The sequence below is a fragment of the Ottowia thiooxydans DSM 14619 genome (assembly GCF_000422885.1).
GTDB classification, from domain to species: domain Bacteria; phylum Pseudomonadota; class Gammaproteobacteria; order Burkholderiales; family Burkholderiaceae_C; genus Ottowia; species Ottowia thiooxydans.
This window is the reverse complement of the sequence record NZ_AUGX01000009.1, coordinates 32,462-48,157: the sequence shown is the minus strand read 5'-3', so window position 1 is coordinate 48,157 and position 15,696 is coordinate 32,462. Positions and strand designations below refer to the sequence as shown.

The following is a 15,696-nucleotide window of genomic DNA, read 5'->3' as shown; positions in this document are numbered from 1 at the left end:
TTTTCAACACATGTAACAATATGAAACTTAACCTGTAAGCTGTTGTTATTTAACGTGTTTTCTTCCTTTCCCGCCTCGACCCCTGCTCTTACCGAACCTTCTGCTGAACCCTTCCGAGCTCGGAGCCAGATGTCCATCGGTTTTCTCGAAGTGGGTCAACGACATAGCAGTCCGAGCACCGAACCGAACTACCGAACCTCATGGTTACGACTGGTCGTTGACCGCGACTAGTTGCGCTCCCGCTTGCGGTCCGGCCTGACAGCTAATCAGTCGCGCTCTCGGACAACTCCGTTGATCCTGTTCGTCAACGGAAGGCTTGGATTATTCAAGTTAGTAGCCTATCCGAATCCTCTTCAATTAATCCATCGAAGTTGAGCAACGCTCGGCATTCGGCGTACTGTGTGTCTTTGAGAATCTTTTTTTCGTCCAGTTCTATCACATGTGCCGCGCTTTTATAGGTCTTGATCTCGTCACGGTTCATGGCGCACAAAATGAGTTGTGCATTTGAGGGCACTGCGTCCATCAGGAACTTGAGAATCTTCTCATAGTTGAAATCGGCTTGTTCTTGCTGATTCGGAGTGTCGATCACAACCGACGAAAAAACTTCATTTTCTGCCTTATGTGCCTGTCGAATAACGGACATGTAGTAAGCCAAGATGCCACGGGTGCTTTCCGCTGCTCCTCCGCTTCCGTGGATTTTCTTGTAATCGAGGGGGGATTCGACTGGTGCCAAGTTGACGCCTTGCGCGTTCAATTCTTGCACATAAGTTGCCAAGGCGTCTTTGAATGCGGCGTTCAAATCTTCCCGCTCTTCTTTGGTGAGTAGCTTTTTCTGTTCGGCCCTCAAAGTTTTATTCCTGGACTTGATCGTGCGAATCAAAGCCGTCTTGGTCTCCATCGTCCGCTGCACATGTTTCTCAACCGCTCGAGACGCGATGCTGTCTAGGAATGATGGCTCGGATACACTTGCCTGATTGGCAGGCGTAACGGAGGGTTCAAGCGATTTGTATTTGCTGTTTATCACCTCAATTTCGGCACGCGTGCTCTCAAGCTTTTCCTGCGAACTAGTCAATTTTTTATTCACGCGCTCGATCTTTCCGTTGAGCTGCATCACCTGGCTGTCAGCCTCGTCCTTGTCAGCGAGGATAGATGCTCGATTCGGTGACGAGTTGTCGTGCACAGTTCCGCACAGTGGGCAAAGCAGAGACTCACCTTCAACACATTCGACAGTGAAGGTGTAATCCTTATCAAGTTCAGCAGAGGCAAGCTTTGCCAGATCAAACTGACCTTGCAAATAGAGGCGTTCCGTTTGGATTTCAGCAATTGTCCCAAGCAGTTCTTCTTGCTTACTCTGAAGTTTGGCGATGTCGTCAGAGACCTTTGAGGCAAGGGTATCGAACTCGCCTTTTGATAGGGTGAGCGTTTTGCTGGATTGAGGGACGTACTTTCTAACTACCTCAATAGCCGTCTCAATCTTCCTGACTTCGCCTTCTGCGGCTTTTTTCTCAAGGTTCTGAGCTGCAATATTCTCTTCGAACGTGAAAAACTCAGGCAGCAAATAGCCTGTGTGATATTCGATGATAGTCTTGTGCCACTTGGCATATTGCTCAAGATTGGTAAAGCCATTCCATGCCTGAGACCAACTGCGCTGCTGATCTACATAGAAAGGCAGGAAGTAGAACGCAGGAGGCGGGGTTTCGAGTTTGGTTGAGTCGCTCCTGTTAGGTAATAGGGCCTTGAAGCCGACGATCTCAGCAAATGCCTCCGAGTACGCGCCCGTGATTTTTGAGAATTTTTCCCATCGGCCGTTGGGGCGACGAAGGAACATGATGTTCCCATATCGCCCGGCCTGATAAGTCTCATTGCCGACACTGAAATCAACCAAGCAGCGAACATCAAACCCCATCCATGTGACATCCAGAACGGGTTCTCCACCCAAAGCCCAAAAAAGCAATTTCGCTAGAGTCGATTTCCCAAAGCTATTGTCGTTCGCCGTTATCAAGTTGAAGCGGGGCTTGAACTCGAACTGATTTCCGGACTTTAGGGTATCGGACGCTATTACCAGTCGTTTGAATGCTAAGTTTTTCATGCTGCTTTGTCCTGAGATTTCTGATCAGCAGTTTGAAGTTATCGATGGTCGGCTCATTTTTCATGGCATTTGCTCAATAGCTCGTAAATGATCGCGGCCTGGATTGATTCCAAATTCCCTAAATTCTGCTTGGTCGTCTCGGGAAGCGCCCCTTGTGCCAGTTCCATAAATACCCTTACACCTTTTTCTTCGAATGCTTCAAAGTTGCTTTCCACCCCATCCTTCACTGCTTTCTGGTTGTCGATAGCAATCAATGAGCGCTCGAGACGAACGGCATTGTGATAGCGTTCAAACGCTCGACGTATCTGAATTCGCTTGTTCGATTTCAGTTCGAGATCCTCAAGGATGTCATCTAAGTCTTTCTCGAAGACCTCGAACCCCTTCTTCTCTGTATAAGACGAGATAACCCGCTCAACATCTCCGTAAGTGGTTCCTTTGTTTTTTACAAGATTGTTCCAGTCAGTAAAGTCAAAAGCCACAGTTCCCTTGCGATGTAAGTCATCGATCAATACTCGATAGATCGTCGATGCGTTGCACATGGTCCCAGGAGCTTTCAAGTCCACAAGCTTGGAAATTCGGCCAATAGCTACATCCTGAAAGCCGGAAGTAGCTAGATCAGGGGTGATGAACCGCAAGGTTTTAGGAATAGGATAGGGACCAAGCTCTTTGTCGATTGCAGCCTGAAGGTCTTTCAAGCAGTCATCATGAAGATCACCGATCGAAATGATTGAGAGCTTCAGGCCTTCTGTTTTAGGAGGTAGGCTAAAGCCGCAGGTCGCAACTAAATCGAGCGAGTTCAGCTTGTCAACAAAGGGCTTTTCATGAACCCCCTGGAGCATCTTCCCAAGAATCGAGTTTTTAATTTTGGCGGCCGCCTTTGGAACTGAAGTCAATTTCTTCTGGTTCCAAGGTGATGCGTTGACGTTTTTGACCTGATTGAATTCGAACCGTGCAAGGGTTTCATTGGTCGAAGTCGCCAACACAACGTCCTCATGCAGCTCGATAAAAACAACGTATTCGTCCGAATTTTCGTGAGCACCAAGAATGCGACAGAGAGCCCAGTGGTACTGGTATTCGTACTTCTCGAACGTTTGCGCACCAGCCCTTTCGCGCTGAGCTGCAGCGAGAGGGTTGCTACCCGGCGATCCACTTGCTGTATCCAACTATGTCCCCCCCTGCGTCCTTTGACTAATTTATCATAATATGAATTCAAACTACTTACCTTCGCACAATAGCATCCTATCTGACCTGCCAACCCGATTCTGACCAGAAATTGAGTCAACCTTGATCGTCGTGCTGAGATGACCAATTTGGCTGCTTCCACGGACATTCAGCGTTCTGCCCCTAGAGCAGCCGCTCTTGGCTGTCAGCTCCAGTTCATAAACTCCAGCCGCAGCGGACGTTTTTGGCTTGAGTTCATCAGCAACCGATGCTCGACGGAAGACCTGACCCCGAGCACGCCACCCGAGGCCACGCCTTACTTCATGCCGCCGTCTGCTTCACAATTACCGAAGTCGCATGGTCACCTTCGGATTAGAGTTGCCGAGGATCTGCTGAACTTCATGCCCACCATTGACAAGAAAACTCGCGAAGCCGTGACGCCGATCATGGATGCATAGCCCTCGATCTCAACCTTACCCTCAGCCTTTACCACGCCCGAGTGATGGTCACCCAAACCTTGAGATCGCTGCATCTAGTCAGAGATTCATGTTTGATCTAGGATTCGGCTGATCCCGGACGGTTTTAGGTCACACAGCAAAAGAAAATATATATAAATGCAGGCCTCTTGCAATGCAGTCAGTGCCTCAAACCCCTCTCGGCCTACCGGTGGCGGTGTTCCGAACGTGGCAGCAAACGGGGCGCAGGGCACATGAAACGACGCGACTGGAGCGCAATCTTGAAGCGCAGACGCGCTGCTCGACTGCCACCGCACTGGTGGGACCATGCGGAACAATAGGACAGGGAATCATCTACTGACCTGACTTGAGTGTCGTTCTGACGAGTGAACGTCTGCTTCCCGCCGACCACACGAGTCCCTTAACGACCCTGAGCAGCCAGCGACGGCCCCCACCCCAAAGCAGCCACTGACTTAAGCCAGACTGATCGAGTCCTAAGCGAACAGTCGGCGCTCCCAAGTCCGGTCTACGGCAACGCTAAAGGTTACTGACTTGATGCTGCCGGGTCTCGCGGAATTCTTATACTTCGATGTTTGAAAACGCTCATGCTGGCAAGCCTAGATGCAAGCCCATTCCGAATGGGATTCAGTGTCCAGATTATCTCGCATGATCCGGATATCTAGCAGGCTTTTTGGTCTACATCACGCTAGACGGAGCACTCACAGCCCAGTTTTTAGAGAAATAGAAAATGAGAAGCAATTTCTTCTTTAGTGCATTAGAAGATCATTCGCGCCCCCCATTTCAAATTGGGCGCGAGACCGAAGCCGACACACTAACCTCTTCAATACTACAAGATCGCAGCAAAATAGTAGCAATCACCGGCCCTAATGCCACCGGAAAAACATTGCTATGGATGCACTTTTTAAAGACCAAAGGCATAGCCCTTGCGGAACATACCGAAGTAATTTCTCTAAATTGGCCATCAAGCGCTATTCCAAGTGTGGGTCGCACGACAAAATTAGTTGTAATCGAGGATCTCAGCTACGATTTTACTCAGGAACTAACAGGACACATTTCTTCGCTATTGCAAAATCATTCAGATAAGCAATTTATCCTCGTTGGCGCATCCGCTAATTTCATAGAAAAATTCTCACCCAACACTCACATCAGGCTTGGAGCGCTATCGCACGCCGGATCGCAACAACTCCTGTTGGCGGCGTTTGAATCAATGCTCTCAGATGTTGATATCGCAAAGGTAACAGAATTCGCAAAAGGTAGTCCCTATTTGATGAATTTAGTTGCAACACGCCTCAACAGACGTGACGAAAATATCGACAGCGTCCTGACCTCGCTAACAGAAGACCTAAGATACAAGTCTATTTTTCATGAACTCAAGACAGACAAGAATGCTCAACAAATAATTCAAGTCGAAAGCGATATTCGAGTAATAAATGGAAGACTGCTTGAGGCCATTCAGCGAGATTCGAATGCTATTCATGCATTAACTCCCCGTCAATTTGAGGAGTTTGTTGCCGAACTCATGGAGAAAAGGGGGTACAAAGTAGACCTTACCAAAGCAACACGCGACGGAGGGAAGGATTTAATAATTGCAAATAATCTTGACATTGGAAATTTTATATATTATGTCGAGTGCAAGAAATATTCCCCCACCAATCCTGTTGGCGTAAATCTCGTTCGGGAGCTGGCGGGCACGGTACTGACAGACAGAGTAACTGCAGGAATAATGGTAACCTCATCGTACTTTTCGCCAGACGCTATAAAATTCTCCAACCAAATCAAACATCAGTTGAGCCTCATCGACTACATTAAGTTAAAAGAATGGATCAATAAGTGCGGACAATAGCGATAGATTTGGCGATGCAATCATTCGGGAAGGCACCGTCTAACAATCGGTTCAACGCAGACGCCAGCACTGGCCATGCCTTCGGTATTTCTATGGTCAGTGTTGGTGCCCTGCGCGCTTCGCGCTCTGGCGCCGATTAACTTGGGCGTTCAGCGTCGGCTTCATTTTTGGTGACCGCCTGCTTCTGACCGACTGCGCCAGCTCACGGAACTTACCAATAAGGGACCGTGGCTGGAGCTCAACAACCTTCAATACTCGGCAGAGAACCTGACTCCGAGCACACCACCCGAGGTCAAGTCTCTCTTCATGCCGCCTTCTGCTGCCCCACAATCACAGAAGCCGCGTTCGCTGCCTCCTGCAATGCCTTGGTAGACAAATGGGCATACCTCATGGTCACCTTCGGATCTGAGTGCCCCAGAATCTGCTGCACCTCATACAAGCTACGCCCACCGTTGACCAGAAAACTGGCAAAGCTGTGACGCAGATCATGGATACGCAGGCCCTCAACCGATGCCAAGCCCGAGTGATCGTCACGAACGGACTCTGCGTGGGTTCGTTGGTGAACAAATACATGGCCAACCAAACCTTGACATCGCTGCATCTAGTCAGCGATTCATGTTTCATCTAGGGCTCGGTTGATTCCGGACGGCTTTGGGTGTAGTCACCTGGCAAAGAAAATATATATAAATACAGCGCTCCTGCTATGCAGTCAGTGCCTCAGTACCCCTCCGTTTTGCCCTTCGCGGCGCCCCGGCAGGCCCTTTCCCCAAGTGGCCGCCACATCCGCAACGTCCGCAACGCCCATGGAAATCATCGGTTTTTCCGTGGCGGTGTGGCGAACGTGGCAGCCACGGGGCGCAGACCGCATCAAACGACGGGACTGGAGGCAATCCTGCAGCGCAGACGCGATGCTCGACTTCCCCGCACTCGTACGGCCATGCAGCACGATGGCAGATGGTTTTATGTAATCGTCTACTGGCCTGACTTGAGTGTCCTTGTGGCGGATGAACGTCTGCTTCTCGCCGATCACATGAGTCCCTTAACGACCCAGAACTGCCGCCCAGATCCAAGCCGCAAAGCAGTCTTTGGATGCTGCGTGGCACTCATGGCCCACGGGCCAGATCGTTGCGCAGGCTATAGTGTTTGTAACGAATTCGCTCACGGAGCTGATCCAGCAACCGTGCAGCGCGCAAAACAGGAGGGGCGGCAGGTTTCATGGTTAAATTTAGCACTGTATTTTCATGCAGCACACGCGCAGTGAAGCTAGGCTAGAAGCCCCTTTTCACTTTCTTTTCGTACCAATTTAGACCGCAAGCGCCGGATATGGCCTGCAGCTTGGTGCGGTCTACATTACGTTAGACACCAATGGAAACTAAGCAACTCCTCGAAGCGGTTCAAGTCTTGCAGGTTGTTCAGACTCTCTTCGAGAAACCCCAGAACCAATGGCTGCCGGTGATTGCGGCAATTGGTGGCGCGTTTGCCGGGGGCTTTGCCACGCTTGTTCCCAGCTACGTGCTTGAAGAAAGACGTCGCCGTCACGAACGAACCACAGTTTCAAACGCCCTTCTTGCTGAGGTACGAGCCATTATGGCCATCGTCAAGCAACGAAAGTATGTTGAGACATTCCACGAGATCTCTGATACTTTAAAGCAGAGCCCAGAGAAAAAATTTCAGCTCCGTGCTCAGATCCCTGATCACTACTCCCGTGTCTACCAAGCTCATGTAGAACGTTTGGGCGTCCTAGAACCTTCATTTGCGGCAAAAATCATCGAGTTCCATCAACTACTCGAATCGGTCGTTCAGGACATTGCACCTGGTGGTCTGATTGCAGAGGAAGGTGGGAATCTTGAGTCGTATGCCCAGCTCGTTTCGCTATCGAATGCCGCGGTAGAGCTTGGAGACGAGCTTTCGGCAAGCGAAGCCCGTGGCTTCAGGCTCACGTAAAAGCCCGCCTGCGCTTGCAAGCGCTCTAGCGTCTAACCCTTCCTTCCAGCAGACGCCTTCGGCGCCGCTGAAGTCAAACGTTGAATGCCCGCTTTTCTTATACCGCCAGCGACGGCTCATGGCCGACAGGCCAGTTCACGAACTTTACCAACAGGGGACCTTGGCGGGAGCTCAACAACATTCAATGTTTGGCAGCGAACTTGACCCCGAGCAGTTGCAAATCACCCGAGGCCAAGTCTTTCTTCATGCCGCCTGCTGCTTAACAATCACAGAAGCCGCATTCGCCGCCTCCTGCAATGCCTTGGTAGACAAATGGGCATACCTCATCGTCACCTTCGGATCAGAGTGACCAAGGATCTGCTGCACCTCATACAAGCTACGCCCCCCATTCACCAAAAAACTGGCAAAGCTGTGGCGCAGATCATGGATACGCAACCCCTCAATTCCCGCCTTGGCCCTTAGCCGATACCAAGCCCGAGTGATCGTCACAAACGGCTTGTTCGTAGCCTCGTTCACGAACAGATGAGGATTCTTGTCCTTGGTCCACAACTGGCCCAGCACCCATAAGGCAGAGGCATTGAGCGGCACAGCACGCCCCTTCTTGCTCTTACTGTTCTTGGCCGGAATGCGCCACACACCTGTCTGAAGGTCAATCTGCTCCCACTTCGCCTGCATAGCCTCGTTCAGGCGTGCGCCGGTACTCAGCAAGAACAGAAGGATGTAGGAAGCTCCATAGGCCAGATCAGTGGTCAGCACTGGGACCAACCGCTGAACTTCCTCATCAGTCAAGTAACGCTCCACTTGGTTGTCCACCTTCATCAGGGGAATCCTCGTGAGTGTGTTCTTCTCCAGCATCTCCCACTGCACGGCCAGATTTAAGAGACGGCGCATGTAGACCACATGATGATCAGCTGTCGCGGGAGCCAGCCTTTCTTTTGTCACCAGTTCATTGTGAAACACCTGCACCTCCCTTCGGTTGATTTCACTGAGCTTGGACTGCCCAAACTTGGCACCCACGCGTGTATAGAACTGCAAGTCGCGCACATGGCTACGCTTGCGCATCTGGTTGTATGGATTGACGTGCTCCTTGACGAATGCATCCAGAGTCACCTCCCCTTTCGCCTGAGCAGGAACCTCAATGACCTTGGGCGTGTTGGACAGCTGGCTCTTGAACATCAGGGCGGCCTTGCGAGCTTGAGCCAAGGTCATGGACCTGAGATCACCTAGTCGCTTGTACTTGGTCGTAGGTTGCTTGTAGCGGACGTACCAGGTGGGCACTGACCCGCCGCCTTGACGCACCTCGGCCAGAAGGCCTGGGCAATCTTTGTCGCAGTACTCAATTCGCTTTTTGTCGGGCGGACAGACTAGGCCAGTGGCCAGGAGAGCCGCAGAGAAAGTCACGACGGGCATAGCGCGCGCCCTGCCGTGACATGCATCATCTCTTGCATTCTGGATACCTCCAAGGTTGTTGTAAACGGTCTCGGTGCTACGCTGGATAGACGCCGAGACGAACGAAGCAGTCGGCCGAACTGATTAGTCGACCTTAGGCTTGGGGCGGGAATATGCCGGTACAGGCACGACAAGTTTGGGCTCAGCCATCCGGGCCATGGCGCGCTTAGAGAAAGTCGCTCCGGGCACCTGTTCACAAAAACGGCTGTCCAACTCAGTGCGACGAACTAGTCCCAGATGTAGCAACGCTGCCAGGATGAAGGCCCCCGTGTTACGGGACTTGTCAGGGTGCAATGCGTAAAAGTGCATGCCTGTCAGGCGCATCGACCCTTCGGCAATGGCATCGATATCCGAAGCAGACGCCCATTCACTACAAACACGACCGTTTCCGGAGTTGCGGTTTATGCGCAAGTGCAAAGTCCCATCAACCTCGTGTTTGCCAATGCCATAGTAAAGCGTGCTGAAGCCTGACATAGCGGGGCAACTGTCATCGAAAATTTGTTTGATCTGATCGTTTTTTTCCATTTCTGATACCTATTACGTTATGGTTTAGTTTTGCGTCATTGAGTCTCAGCGCGACCAGCGCACCAAGACAGAAGATGGGGATGAGGCTTGGCCAAGTTGCCATAGAAATGGCAAGCAGGGGCACGAAACTCCCTGCCAGCCCCATCTGAGTCATCGGGTTAGTCGAAGCGCTCAGAAGACAGTCGGGGACGGGACAACCAGCCCCCCGGCGTCACCGCTGCCCCGGGGCAAGTTCTTTAGCTTGGAACGTCGGGACCGGCCAGAAATCTTGGCGGGGTGGCAATTGAAGAGCCATCTTTTTCGTCCGAAGAGCATCCAATGCGGCTGGTTTTTCTGCATTGACGCTTTCTACGTAAGGCTCTTCCGACTCGGCCTCTGGAACGATTTCAGGTAGATAGCGGTTGAAGGCCTCTTCGAACTGGCGCACTTCGTAGCCCTTGGGTGTGGAGCCGTCCTTCATCCGCACCGTTTTGGGCTTGATGCTGTAGGCGCCAAGGTACTTGGCCAACTGGCGTGAGGTGAGGGCTTGCCCATGGTTGTACCGGCACCAGTCCATATCAGGGTGATCGTGCAACAGCTCCAGCAACTCTGCCGTCGGGATGTAGCGATCTCTACAGCCCCCCAGAACTTCCCGGATGTCTTCCAAAAGCTGATTGGAAGCAGACTTGGGAGGCGCAGTTTCGGCACACAAGGTCACGGCAGCCTCTATGGCCTTGCGATACCACTCGTCGCCCATGCAATGCGCGATCGCCAGTAGAGGCTCCCAGTTGTCTTGCTGACGATCATCGAGTTGTTCAGGCAGCTCGTCCCAGCCTTGAGCGAGGATTTCCCTGTGGTCCATCACAAATCGCAGGATCTTCGAGCGAAGCTCCCCAAACACTTGAGGATCAGCAGCACGCAAGCGCTTTACCTGATCTGCCCTTGTCTTTCGTTTCAGCGGAATCTGAATACCTCGACTCATCGTTGCATCAGCCAAATGCCGCTGCAGTGCGATTCCGGCCAAAGCCTTCGGGCCAAACACGTGGAAGGTGCGGGGCTCATGCGCATTGTTCTTGTCAGTCTCTACACGGATAACGACTCCACCAGCCTCGTAACCCTTGTTAAGAAGTCCGGTCATCTCACTTCTAGCCTCCAGAAAGGTGTCTGCCTCATCGATCAACAGGATAGGCCTGAATAGCTCAATGATCCTGAAAAGACCTGCAATCGTGATGTTTGCGGCTTCTAAAGGTCTAGGCACCAGCTTCTCCACAATCTTCAAGAATTGAGTTTTTCCACAGGCTCTCTCTGGCGCATTGATCAACAGAATTGGACTACGAGCAAACTCGCCGTAACACCAAGTGTGGATACACCAAAGAACTCCCGCCAAAGCGCCTTCCTCTGATAACACCACGTAGGACCGAATTCCTCGAATCAGGTCAGTCATAAGAAGATCCGGATCAACTGCATGAGCTGCAGGAATAGGATCATTTTTCTTTAACAAATTTTCAATACTTTCTCCGAATCCGGGCATATTTTTCTTACTCTTTTGATTCATAAATCCTCTACCACTCTCTAAAAATTAATAGGTCTGGATATCGGCTGCATAGGTCCAGATGACTTCACATTCCATCGTTAGTGAACTCACCTTGGACCTTCACAACCTCCATCCACAAAATGTCTGAACAGTGCAGCAGGATGCTCGTCTGCTCAGCGCGATCGGTCGGCCAACCTTGACATCGCTGCTTCCCATCAGCGATTCATGTTTTGACTATCGCAGGTTCGAACCCGAACTTCCAGAGCTTGGCCTCTCGTCGGTTGGTCGTCTTAAATGCCCTATTGCGGGAGGTTTTATGGGGAATAACGTAACGGGACCTTAGAGAATAAATATCTAATGAATAAGCCCTTCAAAATGAATTCCCTTGAAGAAGCAGCTTATTCACTGGATACTGCCTTGAATTTATACCCGGATAAAATTATTGCCAAAGTGTAAATATTTGTTGCTTTCTGCGTAGATACAACACCCCCCCGGCTACACCCCCCCGCAGCGCCTCGGCAAGCCCCCTTCCGCAGTTGCCACAACGTTCGCAACGTCCGCAACGCCCATGAAAATCATCGACTTACCCGTGGCGGCGTGGCGGACGTTGCGGCAACGGGGGGAGTGCCCACCACCCGCGCCGGGGGCCGGGGCCAGGAGTCGGCCGGGGGGGGGGCGTGGGGGCCGGGTGCCCCGAGGAGGCCCCAGGTTGGGCGCAGGTGCAGCGTTCGGGGGGTGGGGATGGCCCCCCTGATCAGTGCCAGCCCGCGACGCCCAGCGTGTCACTTTCGAGCCCGACCCCGCACGCGGCCTCCGATAGGATCACCAGGGGGAGCAGGTCGTCGGGGACGTCGTTCATGTCCAAGGCTCTTTGGGCAGCTTCAAATACGCAGTTCATGATGTTTCCTTTCAGGGTTACTTGCGAGCCAGGGCGAACCAGATGAAGGCAAGCACCAGCAAGCGGGGATAGATGAGAGACAAAAGGGCAAACACGACCATCGCTTGTGACCGTGTGCCCGACAGACAAATGCTCAGCAGCAGGGGCGTGAGCAGGACAGCGATCAGGCCAGTTCCTTAGCCTTACGGCGAGCCTTGGGCACCTCGCCTTTCATACGCGCCATAACGACTTGCTCTAGCGTGGTCATGGGTACGTGCTCATGAAGGCGTGTGTTCTCCTCATTGGGGCGGATAAAGCCCAGGTCACGCAAAGCGGCCAACACAAAGCCAGCGGTGTTGATGGATCTGCCAGGGTGCACGCCGTAGAAGCTCTTGGCTGTGAGCTCTAGCTTTCCAATGACCACTTTCTCGATGACATCTGCCCTCGCCCAGTCTTTGCACCAGATGCCTTTGCCGGTGTTGTCGGCAATGCGAAGGTGCAATGTCTGGTTGGCTTGGTGTCTGCCGACCGTGTAGGTCAGCGTGCTTCGCCCTGACACGGACGGGCATTCGGCAGAGAGAAGGTCATCAATAGGTTCGGTTTCCAGTTCGGTAGGGTTCATAGGTTCTCCTTGTTGTTTCAAATAAGATGGCCAAATCAGCGCAAGGCAGATAGGGCTTGGTCGGGGTACTGGCGCAGCACCAGCAGCAGGGCCAGGGCTTCGGCTAGGTCACGCTGCATGCCTGCATCGAACTCCATGACGGCGGCACGTTCTTCCCAGGCTTCGCGCAGGTTCTCGTCGAGACGAGCAGCTATCTCGGACACGATGGGGTGGCTCAAACAATTCCTCCAGGCAAAAAAAAAACCGCCTCAGTGGGCGGGTTCATGACGTCTCTAGCTGGCAATAAGCCAGTAGCTTTGGGTCAAGCTCTGGGTGCTTGGGCACAAAGACAACGGCACCGAAGCCGTCATCACTGAGCACTAGCGTGAGCTCGAACCAATCTCGGTGGCTTTCGGCCACGTCGCAGCGGCGATCCAGAAGTGAGAAACCCAGCTCGGCATCAACTTCTGTTAATGCGTCACTGGGCTCCAGCAGCAGGATCTTGATAAGGGCCGATAGGTCCTCTTCGTATTCGGCTAGTTCTTGGACTCGCCGTCCGATCAGTTCACCTAACTCCGAGCCTTGGGCTTGGGACTGGGCCGAGTGAATGGACGGCGAATCTCGGTACACATGCATAGGGCGCCTTTCTCTGGGCAAAACAAAACCCGCCGAGGATTGCTCCAGGACGGGCGATGAATGGATCCAAACTATTTATTGAATAATCTCTGTCTTAGCGAAAATAGCCAAAAAAATCTTAACCAGGAGCCTCAGCCAAGAAAATGGGCAGGTCCAAATTTGAAATTAGACCGTCGACTTTCAGGGTTAAATGAAGGACGATGAATATGAACTTCGACCGCACTCGACGCGACAAGAATTTCATCTACAAGCGACCGGCTATAAATACGCTTTTACCTAGTTAAATCTAAAAATTAGTTTCTAACCATAATTATTTACTTAGTCTGCAGCTGCCGAAAGAGAAATAATCTTCTCTAGAAAATCCCTTTCCTTGAAAAGTCGCCTTAATATTGACGGAATCGCCAATATTAAGATTTTTCACAAAATCAAGCGAAGACTTATCTTTTAACAAACAAACAATGCCAACGCCCTCGGACTCAAAGTTAACCAAATACCCTGGCAATGTTTTTCTAGCACTTACAGAGGAAAACGTCGCCTTGGCAGAAAAACTTTTACCACTATGATTTTCTTCAAATCTGATAATATTTTCTTGCGCTTCCATTTTTAGACGCCTGAAATCTTTAGGAGTTATTTCCCCGCTAGGACGCTTAGCTCTTTTCTCCTTAGGTTTGTCCCATACAATTTCGACATCACCACCTTTGACCACAGTGCAATCAGTTCTCCCCGCTATTTTGTTAGTATATTCATTTCCGCATCTGTATAACCTATCTTGGGCCTGCGCATCAAAGGCAATAAAATAGAGAGTAAAAATTATGAACGCCAAAGAAACATGGCTTAACCTCATCCTTGGAACAAGGTTGATATCTGCCCAATCCCTTGATATCTCGTGTTTTTCAAATCTATCCGCCACTATTTAATCCTTTCAAGATTAATATATTGTCACTTTAAAATCGGCCCAACATAATCCATTCGCATCACGATCTGAAATAAATAATTTACAAATTCCACGGCTAGGCATGGGGCACAAGTTTAAGATCAATTAGTTTTCTTGGTAATTACCCTCCTCCTAAACCACGTCATCGAGTGACCTTGCACTCTCACATAGAACAAGCATACGTCAACGGGGCCAACAAATCTAACAAAATAGCGAATAAGGGACTGAGGGGCCTCCTTGGTGTACAGGCAGGACACCAGGACCAGCGCTAAGGTTTTGACCAAGTCAAGCTGGCGCCTGCATTGAATTCCACGATTGAAGCGCGCTCTTCCTAGGCCGTACCCATGCTCTCCTCCTGGCGAGCGGCCATCTAGGACAATAAGGGACGGTCAAGGAAAAATCTTCAGTGAAAACTACCGCCTTCGCGGGCGGGCTTATGACATCCCAAACTGCAAATAAGCCAGTAACTTCGGGTCAAGCTCTGGGCGCTTGGGCGCAAAGACAACGGCACCAAAGGCGTCGTCACTGAGCACCAGGGTGAGCTCGACCAATCTCGGTGGCTTTCGGCCACGTAGCAGCTTTGAGCAGGATTTTGATTAGGGCAGATAAGTCCTCTTCGTATTCGGCCAGTTCTTGGATTCGCAGTCCGCTCAGCTCACCTAGCTCCGAGCCTTGGGCTTGGGCTTGGGCTTGGGCTTGGGTCTGGACAGCCTGACCGGCCGGCGAGTCTCGGTACACATGCATAGGGCTCCTCTCTCGAAGGCAAAAGAAAACCCGCCGAGGATGGCTCCAGGGCGGGCGGTACAGTGAAACTGCCGAAATATCAGGCGTCCAGTTTGACCTTCAGCAATTTCAGCTTCGACCTGGATCGACAAGCTTGAGGCTTATCGTGCAGAAGTCCTTCGAGATATTCAGCTCATGGCCCTCTTCCATTGAATAGCCGGAAGCATCAATTTTTAGGCTGACTTATAGAAATACTAGTTACGATTTTCTCTGTCACCTCTTTACCGTCTACATTCACCGTTAAAAAAATCCCATTTTCACCAAACGGCATGTCTTCGTGATCCCATCTAGCCACATACCTTCCACCGTAATATTTCACCAGATCATTTGGGTAGATCAGTTTGATTAAATGACCATTCCCGAATATTACATCAGATGACTTCGGGCTATTCCTATCTTTATATACAACACCTTCGAACATGAACCCGCCTGAAGCCTGGGCACCAAATACGTAAAGTGTTTTGTTCCAATTTACCTCTAGGTTTTTGGCTGTTTTATTTTTTATTGTCAGCATGAACGCATTACACCCGGACGTCATGCATTTAGGTTCGGCAATAACCTCATAATACTCATTAACTCTCTGTATAACTTTGGGCTCCACCTTGATCTCCAAAGAATGCCTGCTCCACTGAGTTGCTTGAGGTTCCACCTTCGCGACAACCCTTTTCGCGCAACCTGCGGAAAATACTGAAGCAGCAATAATTAAATAAATTCCTATTTTTTTGTCCACAACTTCTCCTTTTAAAAATCACATATAAAACGCTTCTCAAATCCAGGAAGCACGCTAATACGAAATATTCTTCTGATTCGGCCTAGCCTTATCACCAGCGAGTCCTGGCAGAACCCGATACCGAAGTAGAAATAG

At 50.9% G+C, this 15,696-nt stretch carries 15 protein-coding genes; 3 read left to right on the top strand and 12 right to left on the bottom strand.

Translation table 11 applies throughout. From position 1 onward, the window contains the following. Window positions 1-325: 325 nt before the first annotated feature. Both G518_RS0106110 and G518_RS0106105 read right to left on the bottom strand, forming a co-directional pair. On the bottom strand, window positions 326-2,089 hold the full coding sequence (locus G518_RS0106110; RefSeq protein ID WP_028601774.1) for a hypothetical protein: 1,764 nt from the start codon (window positions 2,087-2,089) through the stop codon (window positions 326-328). Between the two features lie 53 nt (window positions 2,090-2,142). Beyond that, entirely contained in the window at window positions 2,143-3,252 is a 1,110-nt protein-coding gene (locus G518_RS0106105; RefSeq protein ID WP_028601773.1) for a DUF4297 domain-containing protein, read from the bottom strand. 138 nt (window positions 3,253-3,390) lie between these two features. Here G518_RS0106105 and G518_RS0106100 point away from each other — a divergent pair, with 138 nt between their 5' ends. Then, window positions 3,391-3,708, top strand: coding sequence for a hypothetical protein (locus tag G518_RS0106100; protein WP_028601772.1), 318 nt, complete (start codon window positions 3,391-3,393; stop codon window positions 3,706-3,708). Window positions 3,709-4,453: 745 nt separating this feature from the next. After that, window positions 4,454-5,569 (top strand): restriction endonuclease, encoded by a 1,116-nt coding sequence (locus G518_RS38305; protein WP_084651512.1) that lies wholly within the window; start codon window positions 4,454-4,456, stop codon window positions 5,567-5,569. A 304-nt stretch (window positions 5,570-5,873) separates the two neighbouring features. On the opposite strand, the gene G518_RS0106085 is transcribed toward G518_RS38305, so the two are convergent. Next, complete coding sequence (locus tag G518_RS0106085; protein WP_028601770.1) at window positions 5,874-6,170, bottom strand: tyrosine-type recombinase/integrase; 297 nt, start codon at window positions 6,168-6,170, stop codon at window positions 5,874-5,876. Between the two features lie 108 nt (window positions 6,171-6,278). After that, window positions 6,279-6,599, bottom strand: coding sequence for a hypothetical protein (locus G518_RS0106080; RefSeq protein ID WP_028601769.1), 321 nt, complete (start codon window positions 6,597-6,599; stop codon window positions 6,279-6,281). Between the two features lie 335 nt (window positions 6,600-6,934). On the opposite strand from G518_RS0106080, the gene G518_RS34070 reads away from it, so the two are divergent. Next, window positions 6,935-7,513: a hypothetical protein gene (locus G518_RS34070; protein WP_051236108.1), complete on the top strand. Its 579-nt coding sequence runs from the start codon at window positions 6,935-6,937 to the stop codon at window positions 7,511-7,513. A 243-nt stretch (window positions 7,514-7,756) separates the two neighbouring features. Here the strand turns inward: G518_RS34070 and G518_RS0106065 are convergent, their stop codons facing one another. The 8 genes from G518_RS0106065 to G518_RS0106010 all read right to left on the bottom strand — a co-directional run bounded on the left by G518_RS0106065 (window position 7,757) and on the right by G518_RS0106010 (window position 15,561). After that, window positions 7,757-8,923 (bottom strand): site-specific integrase, encoded by a 1,167-nt coding sequence (locus G518_RS0106065; RefSeq protein ID WP_036593771.1) that lies wholly within the window; start codon window positions 8,921-8,923, stop codon window positions 7,757-7,759. Window positions 8,924-9,046: 123 nt separating this feature from the next. Beyond that, the gene (locus tag G518_RS0106060) at window positions 9,047-9,487 is read right to left on the bottom strand and encodes a hypothetical protein (RefSeq protein ID WP_028601767.1); all 441 of its coding nucleotides are present in this window, start codon (window positions 9,485-9,487) and stop codon (window positions 9,047-9,049) included. 211 nt (window positions 9,488-9,698) lie between these two features. Then, window positions 9,699-10,724: a DUF3631 domain-containing protein gene (locus tag G518_RS34065; RefSeq protein ID WP_169457903.1), complete on the bottom strand. Its 1,026-nt coding sequence runs from the start codon at window positions 10,722-10,724 to the stop codon at window positions 9,699-9,701. A gap of 1,337 nt (window positions 10,725-12,061) precedes the next feature. Further along, window positions 12,062-12,499, bottom strand: a complete 438-nt coding sequence (locus G518_RS0106035) for a hypothetical protein (protein ID WP_028601766.1) — start codon at window positions 12,497-12,499, stop codon at window positions 12,062-12,064. 35 nt (window positions 12,500-12,534) lie between these two features. Continuing rightward, entirely contained in the window at window positions 12,535-12,717 is a 183-nt protein-coding gene (locus G518_RS0106030) for a hypothetical protein (RefSeq protein ID WP_028601765.1), read from the bottom strand. A 43-nt stretch (window positions 12,718-12,760) separates the two neighbouring features. Continuing rightward, on the bottom strand, window positions 12,761-13,114 hold the full coding sequence (locus G518_RS0106025; RefSeq protein ID WP_028601764.1) for a hypothetical protein: 354 nt from the start codon (window positions 13,112-13,114) through the stop codon (window positions 12,761-12,763). A 310-nt stretch (window positions 13,115-13,424) separates the two neighbouring features. Further along, a complete protein-coding gene (locus G518_RS0106020) occupies window positions 13,425-14,024 on the bottom strand; it encodes a hypothetical protein (RefSeq protein WP_028601763.1) in 600 nt (199 codons plus the stop codon). A gap of 973 nt (window positions 14,025-14,997) precedes the next feature. Then, window positions 14,998-15,561 carry a hypothetical protein gene (locus G518_RS0106010; protein ID WP_028601761.1) on the bottom strand — a complete coding sequence of 188 codons (564 nt, stop codon included), beginning with the start codon at window positions 15,559-15,561 and terminating at the stop codon, window positions 14,998-15,000. Window positions 15,562-15,696: the final 135 nt, after the last annotated feature.